Raw genomic sequence first — 17,613 nt, 5'->3', positions numbered from 1 at the left:
TATCTGCCTGAAAAAAATTTATTACGTAACAACTCTCTTATAGAGGTCGAGATTCACTCGTCCTAAAGAAAAGGAAAACTAATAATTTATGGCTGTAGTTAGTGTTAAAAATCTGTCCTTGATTTACGGGGCCAATAAAAAACAAGCGGCTGCAATGCTCAATCAAGGCGCTTCGAAAGAAGAGATCCTTGCCAAAACAAAAGCAGTGATTGCTGTGAATAAAGCAAACTTTGAGATCAAGCAAGGGGAAATCTTTGTTGTCATTGGTCTCTCTGGTAGCGGAAAGTCCTCCCTACTTCGCTGTTTAAATATGTTAAATGTCCCAACCGAGGGCTCAGTCAATATCCTCGGCACAGACATTACTAAAATCTCTAAAAAAGAGCTGATTGAAGTACGCCGAGATAAGATCGGAATGGTCTTTCAACATTTTGCGCTCTTACCCCATAAAACCATTATCGATAATGTGGCTTTTGGTCTTGAGATCAAAAAGATACCCGTTGAGGCTCGCCGACAAAAAGCGGCTGAAGTTTTAGAGATGGTCGGTTTAAAAGGTTATGAAGATTCCTATCCCCATCAATTGAGTGGCGGTATGCAACAGCGTGTTGGGATTGCAAGAGCATTAGCCAATGATTCTGAAATTCTATTAATGGATGAATCATTCAGTGCGCTCGATCCGATTATCCGCTCACAGATGCAAGATGAACTCATTGAGATTCAAGAGAAGCTCAAAAAGACGATCGTTTTTATTACCCACGATCTTGATGAAGCACTTAAACTTGGCGATACCATTGCTATTATGAAAGATGGTGTGATTGTACAGCAAGATAGTGCCGAGAATATTCTCTTAAATCCTGCAAATGATTATGTTCGCTCATTTATCAATGATGTGGATTCTACCAAAGTGATTACCGCATCGAGCTTGATGAAACCATTTACCGAACGACTTCATATCGAAAAAGATGGTCCCGCACGCGCTGTTCGCCGGATGGAACGTCATAATCACGATTTCTTACCTGTCGTTGCGCGTAACAATGTCTTCTTAGGTTATCTGCGCCTAAATATGGCGCGTCGCTTAGTTCGAGAAAAAATTGAACTGATCGATCCGAGTCATCTGATTGAGATCCCAACGATTAATCAAGATACACCTGTGCTTGAATCATTACCTTTCTTTGCCGGTCATACTTATCCATTAGCGGTTGTAGATGGGCAAAATCGCCCCTTAGGATATCTACGTTATACCAGAGTCGTTGAGATGATGGCAGTGGATGAAAATAATGATCTTCAAGCAACAACAGAAGCGGAGGCTTAATAATGGGGACAAATTTAGAAATTGGAAAATATGTCGAACAATTTGTCGATTGGCTCTCAACAGTCGGTCGCCCATTCTTCGAACAAGTTACACTGATCATTGGAAACTCTGTTAAATCCTTACAAATAGCGCTCGGTGCAATCCCACCTTTTGTAATGATTGCAATTATTACGCTACTTGCATTTTTCGCTATGACCGGCATTCGCGGTTTTAAAGAGAATGTGAAGCATTATAAGAAGAGCTTCGGGCTTCCCATCTTTGTCATTATTGGACTACTCTTAATTTATGCAATGGGATTCTGGGGACAATTAATCGATACATTAGTATTAGTCTTGGTCTCTACCATTATCATTCTTATTATCGGTATTCCGCTTGGAATTATCTGTGCGAAAAGTCCAAAAACAGATGCGGTTGTGCGCCCTATTCTTGACTTTATGCAGACAATGCCGGCATTCGTCTACTTAATTCCGGCGATTCTCTTCTTCTCGGTTGGGGATGTTCCCGGCGTATTAGCTACCGTGATCTTCTCACTGCCACCAGCGGTTCGTATGACAACCCTCGGGATTCAGAAAGTGCCAGAAGATATTATCGAAGCCTCTTTAGCCTTTGGTTGTACTAATTCACAGATGCTCTACAAAGTGCAGATTCCATTAGCAATGCCCACGATTCTTGCCGGTGTGAATCAAACCATTATGTTAGCGCTCTCAATGGTAGTGATCTGTTCAATGGTCGGTGCCGGCGGTTTAGGGGAAAGTGTCTATGCCAGTATCCAACAAGCAGATATGGCTCTTGGCTTTGAAGCGGGTCTTTCAATCGTGATCTTAGCGATTATCCTGGACCGTATTACCCAAGCGATTGGTAACACCGATAAAGCTTCACAGTAATATCCCTATTTATCACTATTCTTCACTTCATCTTTGAGATGAATCCCTATTCACTATCCCGCCGGTCTTTTAGATCCATACACTTTACTGAATAAGAAAGATCGGCGATTTCAAATAAGCAATGCTTAGAGGAACCTATAGGATTTAATATGAATAAATTATTTAAAACAATTGCAATTACTGCATTTTCAATCTTCACGCTCGCAGCGTGCTCACCGGATACCAGCGAAAAACCTGTCAAAATCCTCTATCCCAGCTGGGCTGAGGGCGTAGCAATGACCAATCTTGCAGAGTATGTCTTAACCGATAAGGGCATTGCGGTAGAAACAACCCTGATCGAACCAGGTCCGCTCTATGCGACATTAGCGAAAGGCGATGCGGATCTCTATCTTGATGCTTGGCTTCCTAATACTCACGCGGATTACTGGAAACGCTTTGGCGATAAATTAGAGACAATTGGCGTGGTCTTCGATGATGCAAGCTCAGGTTTAGCCGTTCCCACTTATGTCGATATCAATTCTATTGAGGAACTTAATGAAAATCGTGCAATGTTTGATGGCAAAATCTATGGTATCGGCGCCGGCGCAGGTCTTCACGGCAATACCATTAAAGCGATTGAGCAATATCCGCTTGATTATACTCAGATCACCTCATCAGAAAGCTCAATGATGGCAGAACTTCGCCGAGCAGTTGCAGCAAATGAGCCGATTATCATCACAGCTTGGAAACCTCATTATATGTGGGATATCTATGATCTTAAACTATTAGAAGACCCTAAAAACCTCTTCCCTAAAGAAGAGATCCGTATTCTTTCACGTCAAAACTTTAAAGCCGATCGTCCTGAGGTTGCAGCCTTTTTCGAGAAGTTCCAACTCAATTCAGATCAGCTCCACGAATTAATGCGCTTAGTGGGCGAAGATGACCGCAACCCGCAAGCAGGCGCGAAAAAATTCTATGAGCTCCACAAAGCTGAAATCGACGCTTGGTTTCAATAGAACATATTTTATATAACGGTTAATATCCATAGGCAGTAAGTGTATAAAATACCGTTAAACAAAACGCAAAGGTTGTAATGACCTTTGCGTTTTTTTGTTGAATCTAAAGAATATCAAAACTACTTCTTGAATTTATAACTCTTTTATTTCTATCAAGTTATGTTCTCCCAAGAGGAATTAAATATCTGACCTTGTAGCTAGGAATACTACACTTTTATCAAAATAGGATCGTCTTGCCGATGAACCTATAGTCATCATAATTCTTATTATTCCCCTAAGATTCCCTGAATTTTTTACAATTAGTAATTAATGGATTTACTATTAATAATAAAAAATGACTCATATTTAATAAAAACCCCTGAAAAACAGCTATTTTCCACTTTATTTTCAACCAGCACAAACCCTAACCTACTGTTTACAATAGACAATATAAGATTTAAATATATTTATATATCAATATTCAATAAAAATTGGCTTATATCAATTTTTATAATTAAATAGTATTATCTATAAGTACTGTTTTTGGTTATGATTATTCTAGTCATTTAGGCTTATAAATAATGGCTTTCAAATAAAAATTATAATCATCTTTTTGTAGGGACATACAATGAAAAAAAGTTATACAGAAGATAGTAAAAAGATCCCCCCCAAGCTTGAAGAGTGGCGTAGCTTTCTACTATTAGCAGTCATCATACTGCCCATTCTTGCTGTGTGCGCAATTGGAGCTTATGGCTTCTTTATCTGGTTTATGCAACTTCTCTTCTGGGGCCCTCCTGTTTAATAACCACTGTGATTAGATCTTGATAGCGGTATCACTACACTATTAATCCAATAATATTAACTTAATAGTTAATTATTTTTATAGATTGTGATTATTCATTTCATCGCCTATCAAATTTGCATAGTCACTTTTTATTAGATCTTTTTAGTTACATCACTGTTTTTAAAGGAGTCGTTAAATGGAAACATTTAAACGCATCAAACAAGCGCTCTATAATCTATTCCTCCGCCCGAGTATGCGAATTGGATTAGGCGTGTTGGTTACTGGGGGCTTTATTGCCGGTATCCTCTTTTGGAATGCTTTTGATACGGGGCTTAAATATACTAACTCCGAAGCATTCTGTATCAGCTGTCACACGATGGGCGATAATGTCTACCCAGAATTACAAGAGACTGTTCACTTCAAAAATAGAACAGGTGTGAGAGCTTACTGTGCAGATTGTCACGTTCCGCACAACTTTACCGATAAAATTGCGCGTAAAATGCAAGCAAGCCGTGAAGTTTGGTCACATATTACCGGCGATATCGGTACACGAGAAAAATTCCTCGATAAACGCTTAGTATTAGCGCAAAGAGAGTGGGATCGTATGAATGCAAACGGTTCTAAAGAGTGTCGCTCTTGTCATGATTACCAACATATGGATTTTGACAAAATGAATATCATGGCACAAATGGAGATGAAGAGCGCAGCTGAACGGAATATTAGCTGTATCGAATGTCATAAAGGTATTGCCCATCAATTACCGAAAGTTGAACGTCTTCGTGATCCTGGTTTAGATGACATTATGGCCACTGCCCATAAGACCAAAACAAGTGCAAATCATGAGTACTATAACGTTTTACCGCAACCGCTCTATCTCGATGAGAAACTTCAAAACCCTATTGGTTCAATCGAAACAGCAACGGCTGTTAAAGTCCTTGATAAAAAAGGGGATGCTGAGTTAGTTGAATTTGAATTATGGCGTAAAAATAAAGGTTATGGTCGCGTTTGGTATGAAGATTTCGGTCTAAATATCATGAGTGTCATCCTTGATAAAGAGATGGCGCAAAACAATGAATATGTTGAAGTATTAGAAACAAGAGAAGATCCGCTGACTGGTCTTGAATGGCAAAAAGTCAAAGGTTCTGCTTGGGTCAAAAATGGTGGCTTAATCGAAGATGCAACACCGCTTTGGACATTTGCAGATACTAGCTACAACGCAAGCTGTAGTGTTTGTCACCAACAACCATTAGTAGATCAATTCGATACTAATACATGGCCTGGTATTTTCAATGGAATGGTCGGCTTTACCAACTTAGATAAAGATAGTGCTTCACTAATCTTGAAATATCTACAACTTCATTCAACAAGAAGTAATCAAGCTGAGTAACCGATTTGCAAGATCCTATAGATCTATCCATTTTAAGGAGTCAAAAATGAAACATCATTCACGTCGTGGCTTTCTAAAAGCACTCTCTGCGATCTCTGCAGGAACTTTAGTAGCCCCTATCGCTTTAGCGAATGGCAATAACGTTGTTACAGCTCAAAATGCTGAGAATGTTGAACGTGCTATTCTCGATAATTGGAAATTCTCCGGCTCGCACTGGGGCGCATTTCGAGCTAAAGTAGTCGGTAATAAAGTGACGGAAGTCGTACCTTTTGAGTTCGACAAATTTCCATCTGATCTAATCTACAATATCCCCGGCATTATCTATAACTCATCTCGGGTACGTTATCCGATGGTCCGTTTAGATTGGTTCAAAAATGGTCATTATAGTGACCGCCGTCAACGGGGCGATAACCGTTTCGTCCGCGTAAGCTGGGACCAAGCCTTAGATTTAATGTATAACGAAATGGAACGTATCCAACAAACTTATGGACCAAGCGGTTTGATGCGTGGTCACGTGGGTTGGCGCTCTGTCGGTCAAGTACATAGCTGTGGTAACCATATGCATCGTGGCATCAAAATGCATGGGAATAGTGTAGGTACAATGCAGGATTACTCTACAGGTGCCGGTCAAACCATTATGCCTTATGTAATGGGAACCACTGAAGTGTATATCCAAGGAACTTCTTGGGAATATATCGTTGATAATACCGAGCTTCTCGTAATGTGGGCAATGGATCCGATCAAAAACTTGCAGATTGGTTGGAATACTGAGACTCATGAATCCTTTATCTACCTTGAGCAGATCAAAGATAAGATTGCGAAAGGTGAGATGAAAGTAATCTCAATTGATCCCGTTGTCACTAAAACACAAAAATACCTCAAATCAGAGCATCAGTATCTCAATCCATTAACGGATGTGGCATTCCAATTAGCGATTGCGCATACTTTATGGAAAGAAGATCTTTACGATAAAGACTTTATTGATACTTATACAGTCGGTTTTGAACTCTTCCTCCCTTACCTCAAAGGGGAGACAGAAGATATGGTTGAGAAAACCCCTGAGTGGGCAGAACCGATTTGTGGTGTACCGGCTGATCGTATTCGTGAGCTTGCCCGCTTAATGGCCTCAAAACGCACACAAATTATGGTGGGCTGGGGTATTCAGCGTAATCAACATGGGGAACAGCCTTTCTGGATGGCCGCGATTATCGCTTCTATGCTAGGTCAAATTGGTCTTCCTGGTGGCGGCATTAGCTACTCACACAACTATAGTGGTGCAGGTGTAACGGCAACAGGCGCTTCTATGCCGGCATCATTCCCACTTAATCTCGATTTTGGTCGTAAACCGAAATATGAGAGTGAAGATTATAAGGGAGCTGTTTCAGTAATCCCATTAACGCGAGCGATTGATGCAATTGATGGCCGAGAAATTGATTTTAATGGTCAACGTATTAAATTGCCGGCGTATAAAATGGCAGTATTCTCAGGCTCAAACCATTGGGCCCGTCATCAAGATAAGAATCGTATGAAACGTAAATATCTTGAGCTAGAAACCATTGTATCCATCGATTATAACTGGACAGCCACCTGCCGATTTGCAGATATCGTTTTACCTGCATGTACTACTTATGAGCGTAATGACCTTGATATGTATGGTACTTACTGTAATCGCGGTATTATTGCAATGCATAAACTTGTAGATCCCCTCTATCAATCTCGTTCTGATTTTGATATTTGGTATGACTTTGCGAAGCGCTTAGGTCGTGAAGAGGAGTACTGCCAAGGGATGAATGAGATGCAATGGATTGAGAAACTCTACAATGATTGCTATGCCGAGAATCTTCAAAAAGGCTTCTATATGCCATCCTTTGAAGAGTTCTGGGAAAAAGGCTATGTACTCTTCCCTGATGGTAAACCATTTGTTCAACACGCCGCCTTTAGAGAAGATCCTGAGGTTAATGCTCTGGGTACTCCATCTGGTTTTATCGAGATTTATAGCCGTAAGATCGCCTCATTTGGTTATGATGATTGTAAAGGTCATCCGATCTGGATGGAAAAATCTGAGCGTTCACATGGCGGCCCTAAATCTGATAAGTTCCCATTCTGGTTACAATCAATTCACCCCGATAAACGTCTACACTCACAAATGTGTGAAGTCGATAGTGCTCGTGATCGCTATACCGTTCAAGATCGCGAACCGATCTACATCAACCCCATTGATGCAATGCGTAAAGGGATTGAAGAAGGAGATCTTGTTCGGGTCTTTAACGATCGTGGTCAATTATTGGCCGGCGCGCGTTTATCCAATGATTACCCGCAAGGAATCGTACGTATCCACGAAGGGGGTTGGTATGGTCCTGTCGATGAGCGTATTGGTTCACTCGATACCTACGGTGATGCGAATGTTTTAACGCAAGATATTGGTAGCTCGAAACTTGCGCAAGCAGTAAGCGCGAATACCTGTGTGGTAGACTTTGAGAAATTTGAAGGTATTCCGCCAAGAGTTACCGCTTTTGGTGGTCCTACAATGGTAGATCCTGATGGCAATATCGTCAAAGAATTATCATAATTTCTAGATGTCATAATAACTTTAAAAGACAATGCTACCTGGCATTGTCTTTCTAGTTATTAGGGATCCCACTATCCTTGATGATCAATGCCCCTATAGGAACACCTCAAAAATACTCACTATAGTAATATCGGTTCAAAAGAAGCGCATTTAAATGCCGGCGCATCGGCTGTAAGAGACAAGAATGCTGTTCTATCCGGCATCTTGCAAATGTTGGTAAGTCAGGTTTTATCTTCTTTTAAAACCCCACAATAGCTGTTTAAAAGCTATTTTTCTTAAACCAAATTTACTATATAAAATGCACAATCAGCCCTCAACTCATTCATCTCAAAAAGGATTGACATGACAGATATAAACACGCTTTGGCCAACCTTAACCGCAAGACGCGCAGAGATTTATCAATGGTTTGCTTCCCTCTTTGCATTAGAACTCACTGAAGCACAAATCGAAGCTTATCAAAATGAAGCCATTACCCCGCTCTTAACCTTTTTCAATGACAGTGGTTTTGAGACCGAAACCATCGCACTACAAGCGGCGATTCAAAATTGGGAAAACCTTGGTACTGAACAGAAAGAGATTCAATTAGAATTAGCAGCGGATTTTGCAGCTCTCTTTCTTTTAGATGCCAAACGTGCGGCGCTTCCCTATGCTTCTCACTATTTAGAAAAAGATGGAAACCTCTTTGGTCATATTGAAACGGCAATGCAAAAATTGCTAGCTGATAATCAATTGACAGTCAATCAACAATTCAATGAGCCTGCCGATCATCTTGCGGTCATTCTCACCGTACTTGCCAAGTGGAATAGTAAATCGCAATCACAAGATCCGGCAATGATACCAACAGTCGCCACAACTCAAATTCAATTTATCGATGATGCGCTCTTAAGCTGGTTGCCGCAATTTGTGGCAAAAGGGGAAAATGTCCCCGTAAAAAGCAGATTCTATCCTGCCATAATGGCTCTATTACTTGCCTATGTTAAAGAAGATCGACAATTACTCACAATCTATCTGAATGAAGAAGCATAGCTTATCTAACACTAAAAGGGTATGATAGCTCATACCTAAGTGCATATCTTGCAGATCTGTTATATGCAATTGAATGTATCTAGGACGCTCCCATTGGAGCGTTTTTACTTTGTCTATGATTATCAGCATTTTAGCAATCAACTTATAATCAGCAAATAATTACTCTGTTTCATTACTTTAAAGGAGTCTTGACGATGCAATCTACTGCAGCACGAATTTATTACAATGGTCCAATCTTTACGGCAGATCTAAAACAGCCACTTGCAGAGGCAATAGCCATTATAGAGGGTAAAATCGCCGCAGTAGGAGCACTTGAAGCAGTCAAATCAGTGGTATCACAAACATTAGAATCCCAAAATGTAGAGATGATCGACCTTGCTGGTAAAATGCTGATGCCCGGTATTATTGATGCCCATCTTCATCCGTTTTGGGGGGGATTACAATTATCAGGATGTAACCTTGATTATGCGAGTCTTACCGTTGCTGATACGCTGAAATTTGTCCAAGATTATCTCGATCAAGATCCTAAAAAAGGGGAAAATGATTGGTTACAAGTACGCGCATTTTTACGCCAAGCGGTTCTCCCCCTTGGCACTGATATTACACGCCGAGATTTAGATACGCTTGACACCAAACGCCCGGTGATTCTCTTTGCCAATGATTGCCATACCTTAGTGGCCAATAGCCGCGCGCTTGAGCTCTTTAATATTGATGAGAATACGCCAACACCAGTAGATGGTACAATCCGCCGTTATCCTGATGGCTCACTGAATGGCATTATGGAAGATGCACCGGCAATGCGCGCTTTTGATAGTATTCCTGTATTAGATCCAGAGAGTGCTGTCATTGTCGCCGAAGAAGTACAGCAGTTACTCAATAGTCAAGGTGTGACTACAGTAATGGATGCCCGCGCGCTTCCCTTACAATTTGATGCTTTTACCACATTAAAAGATGAGAAAAAGCTCACTATTCGCCTCTTTGGTGCAAGAGAAATCACCCCCGATAAAGCACCAACTATCAATGATATTCCGCAAGCAGTGGCAGAGATGAAACGCTTTGCTGCACGTTATACCGATCCACAATGGCAAGTAGAACCTGGCATCTTTATACATCACGCCAAGTTCTTCGTTGACGGCGTAATGCAATCACCGATCAATACCGCCTCCGTTCTTGCCCCTTATCGCAAAAATGTAGGCACGAAAGACGCGCCGAATTGGCAACCATCTGATAACAAAGGTTATCTCTACTACCCTAATGAGATTCTGACCGGTCTTATTACCGAAGTGAGCCGAGAAGGCTTCCATCCTCATATGCATACGGTTGCCGATGGTGCGATTGAAGTCACACTCGATGCGATTGAATCAATGCGTAATAGATTACCCGGCAAAGATATTCGCCCTGCATTAGCCCATAATGAGCTCACAGCACCCCATCAATATGATCGCTTTAAAACCTTAGAAGCCATCCCTTGCCTCTCATATCAATGGGCAGGTTATACGCAGGAATTTGCCGATGAGATGCGGGATATTCTCGGGGAGGAACGATTTGAACATTTAGAAACGGCCGGTAAATTTATCGATGCCGGCGTGAGAGTTGCCTTTGGTAGTGACTGGCCTATCGATCCGTTAGATGAGTGGCACGACTTCAAAGTGGCCGTCACTCGTAAAGGTGCAGCACCGAATAATCCTCGCTTAGATACCGATCGTGATCTTACCATTACCGAAGTATTACGCACTGCAACGATTGAAGCGGCCTATATGTTAGGGGCAGAACAATATGTGGGTTCTCTAGAAGCAGGAAAACTCGCAGATTACATCATTCTTGATCGTAATCCACTCGACAATCCGCCAGAAGATATTGAGAATGTCAAAATTCTCAAAACCGTCATTGGCGGAAAAACGGTCTATCAAGCATCATAGAACTGACAATTAGATCAATTGCAATAGAATAGAACAAAAACCACTAACGATATTCAAAATAGGTAGACGAATAGATCATCTCATTTTGTGATTGTTAGTGGTTCTTTTTGATAACCCTTTCACCTATTTTTGAATCCCTCTTTTATCGTAAGATCCATTCAAAATCAGCTTAGGGAAATGCTGGACATTGGTTATAAGAAGCAAATGAACTGTTCTACTCGGCATCTTGCAAGCGTTGTTTAGTACGGTTTTATAGTAAGATCGGTTCAAAATAAGCTTATAAAAATGCCGGCGCATCTGCTAATAGAGGCAAGGAAGTCGTTCTATCCGGCATCTTGCAAGTGTTGTTTAGTACGGTTTTATAGTAAGATCGGTTCAAAATAAGCTTATAAAAATGCCGGCGCATCTGCTAATAGAGGCAAGGAAGTCGTTCTATCCGGCATCTTACAAGTGTTGTTTAGTACGGTTTTATGTTTTTTAAAATTTAATACTCACTGCTTAAAACAATTTTTCTTAAACCAAATTGCCCATACAAAATTGACCATAATTATTCTTTTAACGATCTTCTTAGCAAAAGCAGATCGATAAGCAGCTAAAATGGGATTTTCCGGTTATCTGTTCATAAAAAATTATCTATTCACTCAATTGCATAAAAAAATTAAATCTTATTTTGGCATAAATAGGTCGCCCTAGAATGAGAGTTGCTCTACTATTGAGGCGACTTTTTCACCCCTCAAAATATTGAGGTTTTAATTAATAGAGGTCTCTTGAGAGACTTCTGGAAGGAGATGATAGCGATGTCCCAGCCGGCAATGAACCGAGTCTTAACAACCCCCATTTTAATCCTCTTTGGCCTAGCCTATATGGTTCCATTAGGAATATTTACCACTTACGGGCAAGTCACTTACCTCAGTAGTGGCCACCTACCGATCGCCTATATCGTGACGTTAGTGATGATCTTCTTTACCGCACTCAGTTATTGTCGTATGTCGACGCTTCTCCCCCTCTCTGGCTCAGCCTACTCTTACAGTCAACGCACCTTTGGTTCTTTCATCGGTTTTTCTGTGGGTTGGGTACAAGTGCTTGATTATCTCTTTCTTCCCATTGTGAATTATGTCGTGCTCGGTCTCTACCTCCACGAAGCATTCCCGGCAATTCCCGCTTGGGGCTTTATTCTTGGATGCTTAATTTCGGTCACGATTTTAAACTATATCGGCGTTAAACTCGTCACGCCAGTGAATCTCTTTCTGATTACATTACAGGTGCTCTTTATCGGTCTCTTTATTGTTCTGAGCTTACGGAGTGCTGACCTTTCACCGACTAATCTATTGGCCCCATTAACGCCTCAAGGCGATGAATTAGGAGGATTACTCTCGGGGGCCGCAGTGCTCTGCTTAGCATTCTTAGGGTTTGATGCCATTGCAACTATGGCAGAGGAGACTAAAAATGCCTCAAAAACCTTGCCCCGGGCGATTATGTTGACCGTGGTGATTGCCGGTGCGATCTTCTTAGTGATCTCTTATACCGCAAACCTTTCCTATCCAGAATGGCAAGACTTTGCTCTTGAGAGTAAACAAGAGACTGCGAGCCTTGATATTATGAATCGTGTTGGCGAGATGAGCCATTTCGGCGGTAAACTGCTATCAGATCTCTTCTTAGCCACTTATCTCACCGGTGTGTATGCCTCTGCGATGACCTCTCAAACGAGTGTTTCTCGTATTCTCTTTGCAATGGGTCGGGAAGGTGTTTTACCGAGAAAGGTGTTTTATCATCTTCATCCTAAATTCCATACACCGCATTTAGCGCTGATCTGCGTTGCCACCTTTTCACTTATTTCCCTCATTATTCCGCTCAATTTAGTGGTTTCAATGATTAGTTTCGGCGCTTTAGTAGCCTTTACCTCTGTGAATGCGTGCGTCATTAAAAGCCATCTCTTTACTCAAAATAGAGAGAATCTCCATCTCAAAGGCATCTTCTCCTACGGAATTTTGCCCGCTTGTGGAATGGCGCTTACCATTTGGCTCTGGATCAATCTCGATAGTCACGCAATGACCATTGGTCTTCTTTGGCTTGGCTTAGGCATTGTCTATCTCACCATTTTAACGAGATTCTTCAAAAAACCGATTCCTGAAATTGGCCACGATGAGATTGATGCGATTATTGAAAAACGATTAGAACAGTAATATCAGCAAGCAGAGACAAATAGCTAAGAAACGGTGTCAATGGCGCTCGTTTCTTAGCTATTTTTTAATATTATTTCTTAATAATTTCAATTACCTGATCTATTACCGTCGGTGATTGCGGATCTCTATTCCCTCCCGAGTTAGAGGAATTCATTGATTGCCCGCTCTCGGCATCAATACGCACTCTATTTTGATAGACTTTATAGTAATCATAAGCCCAAATAGCGCCAACAATAAAAATGAGGATAAAGACTAATCGAATAAATGTTCGGACAAAGAAGGAGACAATGCGACTTGCAAAACCAAAGACAAAACGCACTGAGCTCAATGCCACTAACAAGATACAACCAATAACGACGAGTTCCATAAAATAATATTGATTCCCCTACTCACTGAATAACTTAAATATTTCAATCATTCCCCAATGACAACAATTTAATCATTAAAAGCGGTAAAAAGGGGAAATTGCATCGTCTTTGGTCTCTTTAATCACTTCAACAAATGCCCTTAATACCGGGCTAATCTCTTCATCTTTTCGGTAGATAAAAGTCGTAGTGATTTCGCTATAAGCTGAAGGAAGCTCGTGGCAGTAGATTAATCCTCGTTTCTCATAATGGGCAACTGCCGAGTAAGGAACAAAAGCGATGCCTAAACCTGAAATCACACTTCCAAGCGTTGTCTCTAAGGTGCCTAATTCCATATTCTTAGTCGCTTCTAATCCACTTGCTTTAAGCCATTCGTGGAATTTGGCTCGATAGCCACAACCATCGCTAAAACTCAATAGCGGTCTTTCAAGTAGCTCGGAGAGATCCTCTACTTTCTCATCGGCAATAAGGACTAATTTCTCTTCAAATACATCTAATTCTTGTAGTTCAGGATGACTTGTTAAACGGCTTTTGGTAACAAATGCGCCATCAAGTTGATAATTGAGCACCTTATCCCGTAGCTCTGTTGTCACACCTGTGGCTAATCGTAGATCAACTCCGGCATAACTCTTATTAAATTTAGAGAGTATCAGCGGTAATTTGATCACCGTTTCTACCGAGGCAATCTCTAACTTCCCAACCGGCATTCCCCCTGATTTAGCCACTTGCATCATCTTATCGGAGAGTTCAATAATCTTATACGCAATATCTACTAATACTTTGCCCTCGGGCGTGAGTTGCATTCCTTGTTTACTACGAAAAAAGAGCGTGACATTAAGATCTTCCTCAAGCTTTTGAATCCTTGAGCTGATATTAGATTGCACATAGTTGAGCTCTTTCGCCACGTGACTAATCGATCCTAATTCGGCAACCTTGGTGAATATTCTTAAATCCCGATCGTTCATAATGACGCTCTACCTCTTCTGGCTGATGATTATTGGCAAAAAATATCTCTCTGATCAGGCAATTATATCCATCACTAAAAATGATATCAACTAATATAATTAATCGTTTTACAAGATATGAAAGAAGCATTAAAGTAGCAAATCTAGTGCGTTTATTTTGCACTCTGAAAAGGATGAAATCAACGATTTATTGCGGGCTGAAAAGCGATCAATACCACCCCAATAATGAATGAAATTATTCTATAACAACAAGTAGTTAGTAATATATTACTCATTAACAATAATAATTTAGAACATAAATAATTTAAAACATAGAATCTTGAAGTCTCAATCATTTAACAACTATTAAAATAGAACTATTTTTCTGATCTCTGTCGAACAACTATTGAGAGGTTATCAAAATAGTAGCTAAATAGTGCAGTGTGATTGTATGGAAGATTTTAATGATAAGGGGGAATTTTTCAAATGGCAGGTCGTCCGAACGTTTTATATGGCGCATTATTACTCATCATCGCAAGTGCATCTTGGGGCGCAATGTTCCCCGTTGCCGGTGAGATTTTTAAGGTTGTTAATCCTTACTATTTTACTCTATTGCGTTATGTGCCGGTCGCCATTATTCTTGCCATTATCCTCTACCTGAAAGAAGGCCCTAGTGCGTTTCGCGCTGAAGGGCATCTACCAATGATCTGGTTCTTCGGAACAATGGGTTTTACTGTCTATAATCTATTAATGTTTATCGGTCAGGAACAACTCGGCGATCCTGGGGTATTAATTGCCTCTATTATGGAAGCCTCTGTGCCGATTCTCTCAGCTATTGTTATGTGGGTCTATTATCGTTCACGCCCGAATAACTTTACACTTTGCACAATTCTAATCGCCTTTGTCGGCGTAGCGCTTGTCGTCACTAACGGCGACTTTAGTACAATTTTCTCAGGCGGTCGTCTGATTCCATTTCTCTTTCTCTTAATCGCGGCACTCGGCTGGGCGCTTTATACTATCGGGGGCTCTCGTCTACCACAATGGTCCGTACTTCGTTATTCCACATTGAGTTTGATCTACGGGATGCTTACCACATTCATCATCGTTATGGTCGGCACCGCAATGGGCAAAATTTCTGTCCCAACACTTCCTGAGATCTTTTCGGTCAAATATCATTTTCTCTTTATGATCCTCTTCCCTGGCCTTTTCGCGCTTTTAGGTTGGAACAAAGGTGTGCAGAGCTTAGGTCCCCTCAATGCGGTGCTCTTTATCAATATTGCCCCGATTACAACGGTGATTATTCGTCTTATTCAAGGGCACGGCGTTGAGCCTTTAGAGCTTACCGGCGTCATCATTGTGTGCAGTATGATTATTGCCAACAATATCAATAGTCGCTATCAATATCGCCGGCAACTTCGTGATAGTATTCACGAATCAATGCCGAATTATAAAGATGAATCTGAAGAGGATGAAACGCCTGCTGAAACCATCGATGAGATTACACCGATTGATCGTGTGTAAACTTGCAGACAATGCGGACTTCTAGCAACTAAATATCCCTTTACAAGCTTTTTCACTCACTGTAAATTTCTAGGAATTTCCTATGTTATGTTTAAAGAAATGAGGTTTTCCTCAACACGATATTTCATTCCATCTTTATATAACAAGGAGTGTATTTCCTTTATGGCAAAAAAACTATTTAAACTTCCAACACAAAAAGTAACTTATCGAAAAACATTAATAGCCTCACTCATCCTATTAGGCGCTTCATTCGCTCAAGGAGCGCAGCTCAATCCTAGTAACCCTGAAGATTATCAGCAATTTCGCTTAGATTATTCTGAAATGGTAGAGATTGCTAATCCTGATCGTTTAGCTTGGCGGGTATTCTATGATAAACCCTCTGAAGGCCCTGATGCTGCTTGGTTTGATGCGGTGAAACAAGGCGATCTTGCTACGGTGAAAGCAATGGTGGAAAATGGCCAAGATATTGAAGTGAAAGATGAAGCAAGCCTCGGACAAACAGCGCTAGGTTGGGCGGCATTTATCGGTTATGAGGATATGGTCGATTATCTACTCTCTCAAAATGCTGACCTTTGGGCAACGGATCGAGGCGATGTCAGTCACGTACTGAAATCAGCAGCACTTGGGAAAAATGTTAACGTTTTTGCAAAGCTTTATGAGCTATTGAAAGATAAAGTCGATATTAATGACCAAGTACACGATATGCAGGGTGAAACGATGCTCATTGTCGCCGCGAGTAATGATCGTTATGAAATAGTCGATTATCTCTTAAAACTCGGTGCTGAACCTAATCGAGTGACAACAGAAACGGATGTGAATAGTCCTGCATTTGATCAAGATGCGCTTACTTTTGCTTGTGAACGAGGCAATAACCAAGTGGTACAGTTACTGATTGAAAATGGAGCAGTTAATCATCGTACCGGAAAGCCGGCGTGTGAGTAAGCCTGTAATGGGTTTTAATTCTATTAGATCAAACCATCACTGAGCTGAATAGAAAGAACTAATCATTAGAGGGATGACAATCTGTCGTCCCTTTTATCTTTAGATTTTCCCAATCTGTACTAGGCTATACGAATAAAGGGAATTAACGTAGAATATGGCAACCTACTGCATTAATCATTAAATAAGGTACTTATGCCCCATCCATCAGCTGATCTTATCCCTATTCTCTATAAACGCTATGCGAAAGCGTGGCAAAAGCTTCGCCTTGAGAGTGAATTTGTAGAGCAGACTTGGCTAGATCGTTTTCTTAAACTGATTCCTGCAAATGGCACGATTCTCGATTTAGGCTGTGGCACCGGGCAACCGATTGCTGAATATTGTATTGCGCAAGGATTCTCGATCTATGGTATTGATCAGGTCAAACCTTTTATCAAACGCGCACAGAAGCAATTCCCCGATCAGACTTGGCAACTCGCTGATATCTGTGAGGTTGAACTATCCACACAATTTGACGCGATTATTGCGTGGGATAGTCTCTTTCATCTACCTCAAGCAAAGCAGTTAGCGCTATTTAGCAAACTCTCACAATGGGCAAAACCCAATGCCCCCCTACTCTTCACGAGTGGCCACGAAAATGGCGAGGCCATCGGCGATTTCAATGGTCATCCGCTCTATCACGCGAGCTTATCAGAGAATGAATATCGGCAAACCTTGATTCAGCAACAATTTGGTCTATTGCAATATCAACTACAAGATCCTAACTGCGGTTACCGTTCAGTATGGTTAGCTAAGCGCCGGTAAGTATT

14 protein-coding genes are annotated in these 17,613 nt (G+C 41.0%); 12 read left to right on the top strand and 2 right to left on the bottom strand.

Annotation, left to right across the window (positions count from 1 at the left end):
- Window positions 1-88: 88 nt before the first annotated feature.
- The 9 genes from DC083_RS06555 to DC083_RS06515 all read left to right on the top strand — a co-directional run bounded on the left by DC083_RS06555 (window position 89) and on the right by DC083_RS06515 (window position 13,035).
- Window positions 89-1,309 carry a quaternary amine ABC transporter ATP-binding protein gene (locus DC083_RS06555; protein ID WP_109189422.1) on the top strand — a complete coding sequence of 407 codons (1,221 nt, stop codon included), beginning with the start codon at window positions 89-91 and terminating at the stop codon, window positions 1,307-1,309.
- Between the two features lie 2 nt (window positions 1,310-1,311).
- The gene (locus tag DC083_RS06550) at window positions 1,312-2,193 is read left to right on the top strand and encodes an ABC transporter permease (RefSeq protein ID WP_109189421.1); all 882 of its coding nucleotides are present in this window, start codon (window positions 1,312-1,314) and stop codon (window positions 2,191-2,193) included.
- Between the two features lie 149 nt (window positions 2,194-2,342).
- Complete coding sequence (locus DC083_RS06545) at window positions 2,343-3,188, top strand: glycine betaine ABC transporter substrate-binding protein (protein WP_109189420.1); 846 nt, start codon at window positions 2,343-2,345, stop codon at window positions 3,186-3,188.
- A gap of 607 nt (window positions 3,189-3,795) precedes the next feature.
- Window positions 3,796-3,969, top strand: a complete 174-nt coding sequence (locus DC083_RS06540) for a periplasmic nitrate reductase, NapE protein (RefSeq protein WP_109189419.1) — start codon at window positions 3,796-3,798, stop codon at window positions 3,967-3,969.
- Between the two features lie 178 nt (window positions 3,970-4,147).
- The gene (torC, locus tag DC083_RS06535; protein WP_109189418.1) at window positions 4,148-5,338 is read left to right on the top strand and encodes a pentaheme c-type cytochrome TorC; all 1,191 of its coding nucleotides are present in this window, start codon (window positions 4,148-4,150) and stop codon (window positions 5,336-5,338) included.
- 46 nt (window positions 5,339-5,384) lie between these two features.
- On the top strand, window positions 5,385-7,907 hold the full coding sequence (gene torA, locus DC083_RS06530) for a trimethylamine-N-oxide reductase TorA (protein ID WP_109189417.1): 2,523 nt from the start codon (window positions 5,385-5,387) through the stop codon (window positions 7,905-7,907).
- 342 nt (window positions 7,908-8,249) lie between these two features.
- Window positions 8,250-8,933, top strand: a complete 684-nt coding sequence (gene torD / locus DC083_RS06525) for a molecular chaperone TorD (RefSeq protein WP_109189416.1) — start codon at window positions 8,250-8,252, stop codon at window positions 8,931-8,933.
- Window positions 8,934-9,127: 194 nt separating this feature from the next.
- Window positions 9,128-10,852 (top strand): amidohydrolase, encoded by a 1,725-nt coding sequence (locus DC083_RS06520; RefSeq protein ID WP_109189415.1) that lies wholly within the window; start codon window positions 9,128-9,130, stop codon window positions 10,850-10,852.
- A 797-nt stretch (window positions 10,853-11,649) separates the two neighbouring features.
- Window positions 11,650-13,035, top strand: coding sequence for an APC family permease (locus DC083_RS06515; RefSeq protein ID WP_109189414.1), 1,386 nt, complete (start codon window positions 11,650-11,652; stop codon window positions 13,033-13,035).
- Between the two features lie 70 nt (window positions 13,036-13,105).
- Here the strand turns inward: DC083_RS06515 and DC083_RS06510 are convergent, their stop codons facing one another.
- Together DC083_RS06510 and DC083_RS06505 are read right to left on the bottom strand one after the other, a co-directional pair.
- Entirely contained in the window at window positions 13,106-13,402 is a 297-nt protein-coding gene (locus DC083_RS06510; RefSeq protein ID WP_109189413.1) for a hypothetical protein, read from the bottom strand.
- A 75-nt stretch (window positions 13,403-13,477) separates the two neighbouring features.
- Window positions 13,478-14,365 (bottom strand): LysR family transcriptional regulator, encoded by an 888-nt coding sequence (locus DC083_RS06505; protein ID WP_109189412.1) that lies wholly within the window; start codon window positions 14,363-14,365, stop codon window positions 13,478-13,480.
- 465 nt (window positions 14,366-14,830) lie between these two features.
- Between DC083_RS06505 and DC083_RS06500 the strand changes: the two genes are divergently transcribed.
- From DC083_RS06500 to DC083_RS06490, 3 genes are all read left to right on the top strand, one after another.
- Window positions 14,831-15,865 carry a DMT family transporter gene (locus tag DC083_RS06500; RefSeq protein WP_109189411.1) on the top strand — a complete coding sequence of 345 codons (1,035 nt, stop codon included), beginning with the start codon at window positions 14,831-14,833 and terminating at the stop codon, window positions 15,863-15,865.
- A gap of 162 nt (window positions 15,866-16,027) precedes the next feature.
- Window positions 16,028-16,807, top strand: a complete 780-nt coding sequence (locus DC083_RS06495; RefSeq protein WP_109189410.1) for an ankyrin repeat domain-containing protein — start codon at window positions 16,028-16,030, stop codon at window positions 16,805-16,807.
- A gap of 192 nt (window positions 16,808-16,999) precedes the next feature.
- Entirely contained in the window at window positions 17,000-17,608 is a 609-nt protein-coding gene (locus DC083_RS06490) for a class I SAM-dependent methyltransferase (protein ID WP_109189409.1), read from the top strand.
- The last annotated feature ends 5 nt before the right edge of the window (window positions 17,609-17,613 follow it).

It is taken from the genome of Ignatzschineria ureiclastica, assembly GCF_003121845.1.
In the GTDB taxonomy this organism is placed as follows: Bacteria; Pseudomonadota; Gammaproteobacteria; order Cardiobacteriales; family Wohlfahrtiimonadaceae; genus Ignatzschineria; species Ignatzschineria ureiclastica.
Note: the sequence above shows the minus strand (reverse complement) of the source record. Positions and strands in the feature narration are given on the sequence as shown.

Coding starts and splice junctions, on each gene's coding strand:
- DC083_RS06500 (WP_109189411.1), top strand. CDS start 14,831: ATGGCAGGTCGTCCGAACGTTTTATATGGCGCATTATTACTCATCATC.
- torA (WP_109189417.1), top strand. CDS start 5,385: ATGAAACATCATTCACGTCGTGGCTTTCTAAAAGCACTCTCTGCGATC.
- DC083_RS06540 (WP_109189419.1), top strand. CDS start 3,796: ATGAAAAAAAGTTATACAGAAGATAGTAAAAAGATCCCCCCCAAGCTT.
- DC083_RS06510 (WP_109189413.1), bottom strand. CDS start 13,402: ATGGAACTCGTCGTTATTGGTTGTATCTTGTTAGTGGCATTGAGCTCA.
- DC083_RS06545 (WP_109189420.1), top strand. CDS start 2,343: ATGAATAAATTATTTAAAACAATTGCAATTACTGCATTTTCAATCTTC.
- DC083_RS06555 (WP_109189422.1), top strand. CDS start 89: ATGGCTGTAGTTAGTGTTAAAAATCTGTCCTTGATTTACGGGGCCAAT.
- torC (WP_109189418.1), top strand. CDS start 4,148: ATGGAAACATTTAAACGCATCAAACAAGCGCTCTATAATCTATTCCTC.
- torD (WP_109189416.1), top strand. CDS start 8,250: ATGACAGATATAAACACGCTTTGGCCAACCTTAACCGCAAGACGCGCA.
- DC083_RS06490 (WP_109189409.1), top strand. CDS start 17,000: ATGCCCCATCCATCAGCTGATCTTATCCCTATTCTCTATAAACGCTAT.
- DC083_RS06495 (WP_109189410.1), top strand. CDS start 16,028: ATGGCAAAAAAACTATTTAAACTTCCAACACAAAAAGTAACTTATCGA.
- DC083_RS06505 (WP_109189412.1), bottom strand. CDS start 14,365: ATGAACGATCGGGATTTAAGAATATTCACCAAGGTTGCCGAATTAGGA.
- DC083_RS06515 (WP_109189414.1), top strand. CDS start 11,650: ATGTCCCAGCCGGCAATGAACCGAGTCTTAACAACCCCCATTTTAATC.
- DC083_RS06550 (WP_109189421.1), top strand. CDS start 1,312: ATGGGGACAAATTTAGAAATTGGAAAATATGTCGAACAATTTGTCGAT.
- DC083_RS06520 (WP_109189415.1), top strand. CDS start 9,128: ATGCAATCTACTGCAGCACGAATTTATTACAATGGTCCAATCTTTACG.